13 protein-coding genes are annotated in these 12,059 nt (G+C 38.0%); 1 reads left to right on the top strand and 12 read right to left on the bottom strand.

Annotated elements, in window-relative coordinates; translation table 11 throughout:
* Positions 1 to 39 precede the first annotated feature (39 nt).
* The 9 genes from sufD to I3217_RS11495 form a co-directional block, all read right to left on the bottom strand.
* Positions 40 to 1,353, bottom strand: a complete 1,314-nt coding sequence (gene sufD / locus I3217_RS11535; protein ID WP_435049911.1) for a Fe-S cluster assembly protein SufD — start codon at positions 1,351 to 1,353, stop codon at positions 40 to 42.
* A 75-nt stretch (positions 1,354 to 1,428) separates the two neighbouring features.
* Complete coding sequence (gene sufC, locus I3217_RS11530) at positions 1,429 to 2,181, bottom strand: Fe-S cluster assembly ATPase SufC (RefSeq protein WP_435049910.1); 753 nt, start codon at positions 2,179 to 2,181, stop codon at positions 1,429 to 1,431.
* Positions 2,182 to 2,184: 3 nt separating this feature from the next.
* On the bottom strand, positions 2,185 to 2,586 hold the full coding sequence (locus I3217_RS11525; protein ID WP_435049909.1) for a hypothetical protein: 402 nt from the start codon (positions 2,584 to 2,586) through the stop codon (positions 2,185 to 2,187).
* 21 nt (positions 2,587 to 2,607) lie between these two features.
* Entirely contained in the window at positions 2,608 to 4,056 is a 1,449-nt protein-coding gene (gene sufB / locus I3217_RS11520) for a Fe-S cluster assembly protein SufB (protein ID WP_435049908.1), read from the bottom strand.
* Positions 4,057 to 4,094: 38 nt separating this feature from the next.
* On the bottom strand, positions 4,095 to 4,424 hold the full coding sequence (locus tag I3217_RS11515) for a HesB/IscA family protein (RefSeq protein WP_435049907.1): 330 nt from the start codon (positions 4,422 to 4,424) through the stop codon (positions 4,095 to 4,097).
* A 103-nt stretch (positions 4,425 to 4,527) separates the two neighbouring features.
* Positions 4,528 to 5,592 (bottom strand): cytochrome-c peroxidase, encoded by a 1,065-nt coding sequence (locus I3217_RS11510; protein WP_435049906.1) that lies wholly within the window; start codon positions 5,590 to 5,592, stop codon positions 4,528 to 4,530.
* Positions 5,592 to 6,377: an MbnP family protein gene (locus tag I3217_RS11505; protein ID WP_435049905.1), complete on the bottom strand. Its 786-nt coding sequence runs from the start codon at positions 6,375 to 6,377 to the stop codon at positions 5,592 to 5,594. Before I3217_RS11505 ends, I3217_RS11510 begins: the two co-directional genes overlap by 1 nt.
* Positions 6,378 to 6,380: 3 nt before the next feature.
* Positions 6,381 to 7,709: a hypothetical protein gene (locus I3217_RS11500; protein WP_435049904.1), complete on the bottom strand. Its 1,329-nt coding sequence runs from the start codon at positions 7,707 to 7,709 to the stop codon at positions 6,381 to 6,383.
* A gap of 12 nt (positions 7,710 to 7,721) precedes the next feature.
* Positions 7,722 to 8,969 carry a choice-of-anchor B family protein gene (locus I3217_RS11495; RefSeq protein WP_435049903.1) on the bottom strand — a complete coding sequence of 416 codons (1,248 nt, stop codon included), beginning with the start codon at positions 8,967 to 8,969 and terminating at the stop codon, positions 7,722 to 7,724.
* Between the two features lie 193 nt (positions 8,970 to 9,162).
* Between I3217_RS11495 and thiL the strand changes: the two genes are divergently transcribed.
* Positions 9,163 to 10,218 carry a thiamine-phosphate kinase gene (gene thiL / locus I3217_RS11490; RefSeq protein WP_435049902.1) on the top strand — a complete coding sequence of 352 codons (1,056 nt, stop codon included), beginning with the start codon at positions 9,163 to 9,165 and terminating at the stop codon, positions 10,216 to 10,218.
* 5 nt (positions 10,219 to 10,223) lie between these two features.
* Here the strand turns inward: thiL and I3217_RS11485 are convergent, their stop codons facing one another.
* From I3217_RS11485 to I3217_RS11475, 3 genes are all read right to left on the bottom strand, one after another.
* Positions 10,224 to 10,493, bottom strand: a complete 270-nt coding sequence (locus tag I3217_RS11485; protein WP_435049901.1) for a hypothetical protein — start codon at positions 10,491 to 10,493, stop codon at positions 10,224 to 10,226.
* Positions 10,494 to 10,558: 65 nt separating this feature from the next.
* Complete coding sequence (locus I3217_RS11480) at positions 10,559 to 11,332, bottom strand: alpha/beta fold hydrolase (protein WP_435049900.1); 774 nt, start codon at positions 11,330 to 11,332, stop codon at positions 10,559 to 10,561.
* 64 nt (positions 11,333 to 11,396) lie between these two features.
* Positions 11,397 to 12,053: a hypothetical protein gene (locus I3217_RS11475; RefSeq protein ID WP_435049899.1), complete on the bottom strand. Its 657-nt coding sequence runs from the start codon at positions 12,051 to 12,053 to the stop codon at positions 11,397 to 11,399.
* Positions 12,054 to 12,059: the final 6 nt, after the last annotated feature.

Below are 12,059 nucleotides of genomic sequence, written 5' to 3'. Positions count from 1 at the left end.
AAAGAAAACCTCTGCCTTTACTGGGATTATATTATTTTGTTATAAGTTGAATCCGATATTAACACCTAATTTAGTAGCAATTAGTTTGTTAATTCTGGTTTTAACTTCCGGAATTTTTACGGTATCCAGTACATTGTTACTAAAGGCATACATTAATAAGGCTTTAGCTTCTTTTTGTGGAATTCCTCTGGAGCGTAGATAGAACATGGCGCTTTCGTCTAACTGCCCAATAGTACAACCGTGAGAACATTTTACATCGTCTGCAAAAATTTCCAGCTGTGGTTTTGAGTTGATTGTAGCTTTATCGCTAAGTAAAATGTTATTGTTAGACTGGAAGGCATTGGTTTTTTGCGCTTCTTTATTTACTATAACTTTTCCATTAAAAACTCCTGTACTGCTATCTCCAAAAATACCTTTGTAGTCCTGATGGCTTTCGCAATTTGGTTCGATATGATGTACCAGAGTGTTGTGGTCTACGTGCTGTTTGTCTCCTATTATGGTAATGCCATTTAAAGTAGAATCAATACGTTCGCCTTTCTGGAAGAAATTTAAATTGTTACGCGTTAGCTTTCCTCCAAAAGAAAATGTGTGTACCGAACAGTGACTTTCCTGCTTCTGGTTTACAAAAGTATTGTCTATAAGTGAAGCATTTTGATTGTCGTTCTGAATTTTGTAATAATCTACTATGGCACGTTTGTTGGCAAAAATTTCGGTAACCGAATTGGTTAAAACCGGATTATCTGTTAAACTCTGGTGACGTTCGATAATCTGAACATGGCTGTTTTCGTCTACAACAATTAAGTTTCTTGGCTGCAGCATAAGTGCAGATTCATTTCCTGTAGAAAAATGTATAATCTGAATTGGTTTTTGAACCAATTTGTTTTTAGGAATATGTATAAAGGCACCTTCCTGTGAAAATGCCGTATTTAGCGAAGTTAATCCGTCTTTGGTCGCTATTTTGTTAAAATAGTTTTCTATAACCAAACGGTATTTTGGCTTCGTTAATGCCGATGACATCAGGCATACATCGATGCCTTCATGAGTGGTTTGCGATAAATGCGAAGAGTATTTACCATCTATAAAAATAATTTTATAGGCGTCAATATCATGAATAAAATACGGCTTAACATCCTTGTAATCTAAAGCACTTTCCTGTTTAGGAAATACACTGTAATCCTGCTTTAATACACTGTTAAGAGAGGTGTACTTCCAGGCTTCATCTTTTTTTGAAGGAAACCCTTCTGTTTCAAATATTTTTATAGCCTCATTTCTTATTTGATGCACAGGAGCATCGACATCGATTTTATTTTCGAATGCCATAAATGAAGATACTAACTTTTCTTTTAAATCCATAGTATTCAGTTTTCAGTTTTCAGTGTCAGTTTTCGGTATATGTGATAGCTGTCACTGCTACTGTTTACTTAGTTATTAAGAAGTCGCTTCTTGTTTAATCCAATCGTAACCTTTTTCTTCAAGTTCGTGTGCTAATTCTTTACCACCCGATTTTACAATACGGCCATTGTACAATACGTGTACAAAATCTGGTACGATATAATCTAATAAACGCTGGTAGTGCGTAATCACCACTACGGCGTTATCTTTACTTTTTAGTTTGTTTACACCATTGGCAACAATACGTAATGCGTCGATATCCAGACCAGAATCTGTTTCGTCAAGTATAGCCAGTTTTGGTTCTAACATAGCCATCTGGAAAATCTCGTTACGCTTTTTTTCTCCTCCGGAAAATCCTTCGTTAAGCGAACGCGATAAAAATTTTCTGTCGATTTCCAGTAACTCAGATTTTTCACGGATTAACTTCAACATTTCGTTAGCAGGCATTTCTTCTAATCCTTTAGCTTTACGAGTTTCGTTAATAGCTGTTTTCATAAAATTAGTTACAGAAACTCCCGGAATTTCTACCGGATACTGAAAAGATAAAAAGATACCTTTGTGAGCGCGTTCTTCTGCCGATAACTCTTCGATGTTTTCTTCATCAAAAAAGATATCTCCATCTGTAACTTCATACTCTTCTTTTCCTGCTATAACAGATGATAAAGTACTTTTCCCAGAACCGTTAGGTCCCATAATTGCGTGTACTTCTCCTGGTTTAACTTCAAGGTTTATACCTTTCAGGATAGCCTTATCTTCTACGCTTGCGTGTAAATTATTAATCTTTAACATTACTTACTCTTTTCCTAATTTTATAACATTGTTGTTTTCTGCCTCAGGCTTACTCACGTTAACTATTTCTTTAATATCTATACGAAGAGGCCAGCCCTCTTCATCTTCATCTTCATCTTTTGGAATTACAATACCGCGAATCTCTACCGGTACCATATCTGTAGCTTCACTTTTATAGACTTTTACCTGTTCGTCTAATTCGTGCATTTTATCGTTAATTATAACGCCGTAAATTTCTCCAGAGGTTTGTAAAACAGCGGCATCGGCAAAATAAACGAAATCACCTTTAAAGGTTTTTAAATCCGAAGTACTTTCGGTTACGGATGCTTCCGGATTAGATTTCGATTCGTTTTTACAACTTAAAAATACAGTTAGGCAAAGTAATACGATAAGTGATTTTCTCATGCTACAATGTGTATTATTAAATTATCCTACAGAACCTTCAAGGCTAATTTCCAAAAGCTTTTGTGCTTCTACAGCAAATTCCATTGGAAGTTTGTTTAATACATCTTTACTAAAGCCGTTTACAATTAAGGCTATAGCCTTTTCTGTATCTATTCCTCTCTGGTTACAATAGAAAATCTGGTCTTCACCAATCTTACTTGTTGTAGCTTCATGTTCAATCTGTGCCGATTTGTTTTTAGCTTCAATATACGGGAAGGTATGTGCGCCACACTCATTACCCATTAATAAACTGTCACACTGCGAGAAATTTCGAGCATTTTCTGCTCTGGAACTTATTTGAACCAGACCTCTATAAGAGTTTTGAGATTTTCCTGCAGAAATACCTTTACTAATTATAGTGGATTTTGTGTTTTTTCCAAGGTGAATCATTTTGGTACCAGTGTCGGCCTGCTGATAATTATTAGTAACAGCTATCGAGTAAAATTCGCCAATAGAATTATCACCTTTAAGCACACAACTAGGATATTTCCAGGTTACTGCCGATCCGGTTTCTACCTGAGTCCATGAAATTTTAGCATTCTTCTCGCAAAGTCCACGCTTGGTTACAAAGTTGTAAACTCCACCTTTACCTTCTGCATTTCCTGGGAACCAGTTTTGTACTGTAGAGTATTTTATTTCGGCGTTGTCTAAAGCAATTAGTTCTACTACGGCTGCGTGAAGCTGATTTTCATCGCGGCTAGGAGCTGTACAACCTTCTAAATAGCTAACATAACTACCTTCGTCTGCAACAACCAAAGTACGCTCGAACTGACCAGTACCTGCCTGATTAATTCTGAAATATGTAGATAATTCCATCGGGCAACGTACGCCTTTAGGAATGTAGCAGAAAGAACCGTCACTAAATACAGCACTGTTTAAGGCTGCATAAAAGTTGTCTTTTTGTGGTACTACTGTACCTATATATTTTTTAACTAATTCAGGATGCTCTTTAATAGCTTCACTAATAGAACAGAAAATAATCCCTTTCTCAGCCAAAGTTTTCTTGAAAGTAGTAGCTACCGAAACCGAGTCTACAACCACATCCATGGCCACCCCGGCAAGTTTCTTTTGTTCGTCTAAAGAGATGCCCAGTTTTTCGAATGTTTTCAGTAATTCCGGGTCAACTTCATCTAAACTATCGTATTTAGGTTTGCTGTTTGGTGCCGAATAATAAGAAATGGCCTGGAAGTCTGGTTTTTCGTAATGTACGTTGGCCCATTCCGGCTCAATCATTTCTTTCCAGCTACGAAAGGCTTCTAAGCGCCATTCGGTCATCCATTGCGGCTCTTCTTTTTTAAGAGAAATAGCGCGTACAATATCTTCATTTAAACCTACGGGAAAGGTTTCAGATTCTATATCGGTATAAAAACCGTATTCATATTCTTTGGTTTTTAACTCTTCCCTTAAGTCGTCCTCTGTATACTTTGACATATTTTTGTCTTTCAGTTGTAGTTCTTAATTAATCAATTTTATAGTGAGAAACTCTCACCGCAGCCACAGGTTCTGTTGGCATTTGGGTTGTTGAATACAAATCCTGTACCATTTAGGCCTCCGGAATATTCTAAAGTTGTTCCAATTAGGTATAGGAAGCTTTTTTTGTCGACAATAATTTTTACGCCATTATCTTCAAAGACTTTATCGCCGTCGTGTTGCTCTTTGTCAAATTTTAAATCGTAAGACAAGCCAGAGCATCCACCACTTTTTACGCCTACACGTATGTAATCGGTGTTCGCATTATAGCCATCATCAGTCATTAGCTCGATGACCTTCTTTTTAGCTGTGTCAGATACTTTAATCATAAATTAAATAGATTACGTCTAAATAGACTGCAAATATACAATTTAAGTAGTGTTTTACCACATAACCTTACATTATATTGGTATATGGTATTATTGATTTTAATTATGGCGTTTTAAAGCCAGCCTTGTTCACGAAGTTTTCATCTGAAAGTGCTAGCAGAAAGGCTTTTAAATCTGATTTTTCCTGAGGAGTTAAGTGTACTCCGCCTTCGGCAACACGTTTCATTAAGGGGTCTATTGTAGACGACTGTTTTAAGCCTTCGCTATAATGATTTATAACCTCGTCTAAAGTGTTAAAACGACCGTCGTGCATGTAAGGCGCTGTGAATTTTAGATTGCGCAAAGATGGGGTTTTGAATTTTCCGTTATCAGCAGGATCGCCTGTTTTTTCTGCTAAACCTATATCGGTAATTTGAGAATCGAGACCGTTATTGTGAAAGTCGTTATCTGTCCACAATGGGTTGTTATCGCTGCCGTGACAATGAAAACAGTCGCCTTTGGTTTCATCCATAAAAATGTTAAAGCCATTTAAGGCTTCGGTGCTTAATTCGGCTTTACCAAGAAGATATTTGTCGAATGGAGCGTCTGCCGAAATTAAAGTGCGTTCGAACTGCGCTATGGCCATTGTGATGCGCTCTTTTGTGATCTCTGGTGAAGAAAAGGCCTGTTCAAATAATTCGGGATATTCAGTATCCGATTGTAGGGTTTTAACAACGTTATCCCAGGAATTATGCATTTCTACAGGATCTTCTACCGGAATTAATGCCTGTGCTTCCAGGCTAAATGAGCGACCGTCCCAAAAAAAGGTTTCGTTGTAATTCCAGGCCAGATTAAATAGTGGCATAGCGTTTCTTGTTCCTGAAATTCCATCGATGCCTTCGCTTAATGTCGTATCGTCGCTGAAGGCGGATTCCGGGTTGTGGCAGCTGGCGCAGGACTGGGTGTTGTTGCCAGATAGTTGAGTGTCGAAAAACAATTTTTTTCCCAATGCAATGCCTTCAACGGTTTGGGGGTTGTTGGTTGGTACAATGGGGGCAACAAGTTTCGTTTTAAATAATTCCGGAATTTCCAGAGGTTTTGGAGTAGGAATGTAAGTGCTTTCGGCATCTTCATTCTCAGAACATGCGGTTAAAATAGTAAGGATAAAAAGCTTAACAAACCATTTCATTAATCGGCCAGACTAAAGACGTTTTGTCCGTTTTGATACATCATAATCTGGGCGTCGTAGTTCGACATTAAATCGGAGTGTAATTCCTGTAAGTCCCATTGATTCGGGTTTTTAAACCATTCCGAAATATCCATTTTTATTTGTATCGATGTATTATTTCTAATGGTTTTAGATCCAAGGTTTACCATAATGGAAGTGTCTTCCGGAACAACGGGAGATACAGATGTGTCTGCAGCTCTAATAGTGTGGTATTGGTAGCTTATTTCTTCGGGTGTGATGGCTTCATCTTTAGAAGGTGTAATAAAATTACCTTCCAGTTGCATAAAATGATAACCACCGCCCAGCATGGCAGGGACGTTCCATGAGGCTGCATTTAAATCGGTGTATAAGCCGTCAATATTATCTTCATCATTAAACCCGAATGTAAAACTGATGTTGTTATAATTGCCGATGGGAATAGAATCGGAAATGCAAAATTCTAAATTTGTGCCGTTCGTAACGTCTACAAGATTGTAGGCGTCGAAAGTTAGGGTTTCTCCTGTTTCATTAGAAAAGCTAACATTAGAGATAAGGTATTTTAATTTCGAAATACTTAATTCTTCGCCATTCGCATTTGTGAATTTAATGTCATTAAAATCGTCGTTGGTCACTGTTTCTCCGTTCCAAGTGTGAGTGAAAGTTAGGCTGACAGCGGCGTAATTGGATGCGATTAAATTGTCGTCCTGATCTTCAGAGCATGAAGTTAATGCAAGAACAAGGCTAAGTAGGGCTATAATGTGTTTCATAATTTAATGCGTTAAAATGAGTAAATCTGAGTATCCTTTATTTTCTGGAATATCGATATCTGCACTGGTACTGTCTCCAATACAAACGATTTTTCCGTTGTTTAATTGTGTTATGCTATAAGCGAAATCGACACCCGATCCTCCCGTGGTATTTAGTGTTTTTAGGTTTCCTGAGGCATCGAGTTTTAAAATGCAAACATCGTTTTGACCATGATTTATAGTTAAATCTCCATCTGAACTTCTGGAACTTCCAGTAATTAAAAGTCCCTGATCTTGGGTTGTGAAAATATGTCTTGCGGCATCAAACTGGCTGCCTCCAAACGATTTCTCCCAGAGTAATACGCCGTCTGAACTTATTTTTAGAAGCCAGATGTCCGACGCGCCTTTAGGCGTGCTTATATCCTGATCTTCGCTCCAGGAATCTCCTGCTATATAAATACTACCATCGCTGGTGCTTGTTAAGGAATAGGCTTCGTCGATTTGTGAGCCTCCGAAATTCTTTTCCCAAAGTAGTTCTCCGGAATTTGAAATTTTCACTACCCAGAAATCGTAAGAGCCGTGATTGTTCGAAATATCCACGTCGAAGCTGTCTGAAGATCCGGCGATTATAAAATTATGGTCAGGTGTTTCAATAACATCATACGGCGTATCGGTGTAGGTGCCTCCAAAGTAGTGCCGCCATAATATATCGCCTTGACTATTCAGTTTTATAGCCCAGTAGTCTCCTCCGGCATGCCGGTTGGTTTTAGTATTTCCTGCTCCACCTGAGGCGGTAACATCAATTACGCCTGTAAGCAGAAGTCCCTGGTCGGAAGTGGCAGTGAGGGCAATGCCATAGTCGTTACCGGGATATCCGATAGATTTTTGCCAGATGAGTTCGCCTTTAGCGTCGATATTTAATATCCAGAAATCTTTTAATCCTGCATTTTCCGTAAGGTCACCATCCTGACTTTGGCTATAGCCAAGTACCGAAAAACTTCCGTCGTTGTTTTGAATAATGTCTTCTGCACGATCGTCTCCTGTACCACCGTATGTTTTAGACCATTCTAATTTATCGTTAGCATTAAATTTTAAAACCCAGACATCGAAACTGTCATCGGTTTTAGTTGATATATCTCCGTCATTACTTTGGGTATATCCGGAAATTATATAACCTCCATCTGAAGTAGAAACGACAGCTTTTCCGCTGTCATTTTTTGAGCCGCCGAGTGTTTTTGCCTCAAAAAGCCAAAGGTCTTTTTCTGTCTGGTCTTCAGAGTTGTCGTTATTGGAACTGCAGCTCAGGAACAGACATAAAACGAAATATATAATATTGACTTTAAATAGGGACATTCGAGTTGCGGCTTAAATTGATTTTCGTACTATAAACAGTCCACGATCTATATCGCTGATAATAATGGAGCCACTTTCAAAATACGGATACACGCTCCAGGCACCATTAAAGACGGTGTTGTTGTTTTCTGGAAAAGTGTCGAAATATCCTGTTTCGCTTATCGTTTTGCTGGCTATATCTGTTAAATTTATAACATGCATGCCGCCAGAGTAATTGGCCTGATAATATGAATTATCCTTTACATAACCATTATGGTCTATGGCATTTGTTGCACCGTAATATTCGGTGTGTAATTCGGGATTGTCTAAGTCGGTAAAATCAAAAATCAAAGTTCTTGTTTTGTTTCCGTACCTGTATTCGTCCGTTTCATCACCTGCAATAAAGTATGTCATATCTTCCGTTAGCCAGCCCTGGTGGGTGTAGCCTACATTTGTATAGCTGATTTCAGAAATAGGGGTGATGTTGTTTTTGTCTGATACATCCAGAATGGAGATTTTATTTTCATCACTTCCAAAATAGAGTTCTCTTCCGGTGTAATCGTTGTCCGGGCCATTGTAAATAACCACTTGTGCATCATGAGAATATCCTGAATCGCGATAGCCGCCAACAAAAACCGGAGTTGTAGGATTGGCAATATTTATGATGTGAGGTCCGCCGCTAAAGGTGTCTGAGCCTACAATATAGGCGTAGCCAGTATCTTCGTTAATTACAATATTATGGGCGCTGCCAAACTCATTATAATTGGCGTCTGCAGTAAAGGTTTTAGGGGCTTCATTTGTATTTCTTAGTCTGGTAAGGTCGAATACCTGCATGCCGTGATTATCGGCTTCACTGACGATAAAGGCATAGTTGTTATAGGTTTTGATGTCGCGCCAGATGTCAGGACTGGTTGCTGATGGCAGAATTCCTAAATTTATTGGATTGGTAGGGTCTGTAATGTCTATAAAAGAGGCTCCTGTAGTGTGTCCTATAATGGCGTATTCATTTCCGGTTTCAGGGTCTGTCCATCCCCAGCAATCGTTACCTTCGGCATTAATGCCGCCTAAAGTTTCAATATCAATAAATCCCATTAAATCGTAATCTTTACAAGGGTATTCATCGGCAAAACCATCGACGCATTCGGCTAGAGGAATTAAAGGAGTTTCAGTTTCATCTGTGTCTGAGTTGTTGTCAGAGCTACAGGCCTGAATAGCTATTAAGTTGAACGCTAAAATTGCCAGATAGAAATAGCGAAAAGGATGAGGGCGTTTTATTGTCATAATTCGGTTAATATAATGTCAGGATACAATTTGGTTTTTCAGGCTTAGGTCTCTGTAAGCACTTGAAACAAAAATAATAGAATATTAATAAAATCAGTGTTTTATGTTGGGTAAAGCTTGTGAAATGGTACATTTTAACGCTTCTTATTGTGATGAAGTCGTTTTTTAGAAATAAGCTTGTTATTTTTGCAGTATGATAGAAGATAAAAATCAACAACGTACAGACTTGGGTCAGTTAGGAGAATTTGGTTTAATAGAGCATTTAACCAAACATTTTGATATTAAACAATCGTCAACTATTAAAGGTATAGGAGATGATGCTGCGGTTTTGGATTTTAAAGATAAACAGGTTGTTGTTACTACCGACTTGTTGGTAGAAGGTGTGCATTTTGATCTGGCATATATGCCTTTAAAACATCTGGGGTATAAAGCAGTTATAGTAAACCTGTCTGATGTTTATGCTATGAATGCCGAGGCGACTCAGATAACGGTGTCTATAGCGTTGTCTAATCGTTTTCCTTTGGAGGCTGTAGAAGAATTGTATTCTGGTATTGAAGCGGCTGCAAAATTGTATAATGTAGATGTTATAGGAGGAGATACAACATCATCCACTAAAGGATTGCTTATTTCTGTAACAGCTATGGGTGTAGTAAATGAGGAAGATGTGGTGTATAGAAACGGGGCGAAACCTAATGATTTGTTGGTGGTTACCGGTGATTTGGGTGGCGCTTATATGGGGCTTCAGGTTTTAGAGCGCGAGAAGGAAGTGTTTAAGGTAAATCCTGAAAATCAGCCGGATTTAGATCCGTATACCTATATTATAGAGCGTCAGTTAAAGCCTGAAGCGCGAAAAGATATTGTGAAATTGCTAAAGGATTTGGATGTAAAACCAACGGCAATGATAGATATTAGTGATGGTTTGTCTTCCGAAATTATTCATATCTGTAAGCAAAGTAAAGTAGGGTGTGATTTGTATGAAAATAAAATACCTCTGGATCCGCAATTTATCAGTACCTGCGAAGAGTTTGATATCGATGGAACAACAGTGGCTTTAAGTGGTGGAGAGGATTACGAACTTTTGTTTACTATTTCTCAGGAGGATTATCCTAAAATTAAAGCCAATCCTAATTTAACGGTTATAGGGTATATGACCGAGGAAAGTGCGGGCATGCATCTGGTTACGCGTGCGGAAACTAAAATTCCGTTGAAAGCGCAGGGGTGGAATGCTTTAAATAACGATTCCGAATAATATTTTTAAATATACGACGGGTTGGAGAACGACCGGTCTTTAAGTCTGGCAATCTTAGAGGAGTGTATACGCTCTAAAATCGAGTTTATTTCTCGGAATTTTGGCGTTAATTCTATAAGGTTGCCATTACTGTTTGTGGTAAGTTCTCTGTTGCAGTGTTTGCATTTGTACTCTTTAACAAAATAAGTAACCTGTTTTGTAACCTGGTAATTGTGTCCAAAAATATTGCAGTAAATTCTTGGTAATGCAGCTGTTTTTTGATGTAGATTTTTCATAAGTTGGTTGATTTGGTTTTTTAAACTTATAGAAAAAAATCTTATTAATCGATGAAAAACATGAATTATTCGATGAAATGCATTAGTTCTTGTAAGACTTCGCTTTCATTTTCAATATAACTCATGTGTCCGTCAGGGTATTCTACTAATTTTACTTCGGTGTTTTCTATTTGCTGAAGTATTGCATTATAGTTTAAAACAGGATCTGCTTTTCCAATAATTATCATTTTTTTGTAAGGTGAAAAATGAAGTAAGACTTCCAGGTCTTGTCTGGTTTTCATGCCTTCCTGTGCTGCGATATAACCTTGAAGCGGCGTTTTTAGTGCTTCTTTCTTTAATGTTTTAATGTCTTTAGCGAATTTCTTTACGTTTTCGGGTTTAAATAAATTAGCAATAGACATTTCTACCATGGCTTTGTAGTTGGTTTTGGCTACTTCTATGCCTCTTGTTCTAATTTCAATCCGTTCCGGGGAATCGGGTTTCGTGGTAGAATTCATTAGTACAAGTCCTTTAATATTATCCGGTAGTCGTTCTGCCAGCACTAAAGATACATAGCCACCCATGGAATGCCCTACAATATAATAGCGTCTTATTTTTAAATGAGAAATTACGGTTTGAACGGCATCTGCCATCATTTCCATAGTGTGGATGTAGCCAATGCAGCCGGTTTTGCCGTGCCCTAATAAATCTATGCAGATTACACGGTGTTTTTTCGATAATTCGGAAGCTATTTTACTCCACATGCTGCTGTTTTCTAAAAAGCCATGGAGCAGGATAATAGCAGTTCCTTTTCCAGAATCGGTATAATATATAGATGTGCCCTTGTGTTCTAAAAACATAATCTCTAATTATAGTGCAAAAATAAAAGGTCTGAATTTAATTTTATAATTTATAACCTGTAGTTTAACTGTGTAATCGTTTTATTGCCGAAAAAGCTTTGTTAACATACTGGTCTTCTACTAGTACAGTGAATTCGTTGGTGGTGGAAACTACTTCGTACAAGGTTATACCTTCCCAGGCTAAACGTTTAAATATCTGATAATACAAACCAGCTATTTTAGTGTTGTCTTCCGGAAGGCTAATACTTATTGCCGATAAATCGTTTTGTACTCCAATTTGAACCTCTCCGGAAAAATAGCGTTCTATATGTTCCTGTTCTGAACTCGAAATAACAATAGTGCTTTCGTGGATACCGCGGGTAAACGCATAAAACGTATTGGGGTTGTCGCCTAATTTTTTAATGACTTTTGCGTGACTGGTGTAAAGTGTAGTGGAATTTTTAAAAGTATAATTAGAAAGATTCGATCGTACTGTAATATCACCAAGACTATTTAAAACTTTTTTTAGCCGCACCGAATTCCCTAAATCAGGTGGGGGAGAATAGCGGCGTAAAGCCATCATGATAGCACCGGATTTTACGGGTTTACGTAGCATTTCGCTGATAGGTGTAACGAGTTCCGAAGCCAGAGCGGAATAGTTTACAATATTCCGGGAAATGGCTTCTTCCAGAAAAGGTTGCGATAGTAAAATTTCTTCGACGCAGGATGCTATGGTTTTCATTTGTTA

It is taken from the genome of Formosa sp. S-31 (assembly GCF_051172795.1).
Lineage (GTDB): Bacteria > Bacteroidota > Bacteroidia > Flavobacteriales > Flavobacteriaceae > Formosa.
Note: the sequence above shows the minus strand (reverse complement) of the source record. Positions and strands in the feature narration are given on the sequence as shown.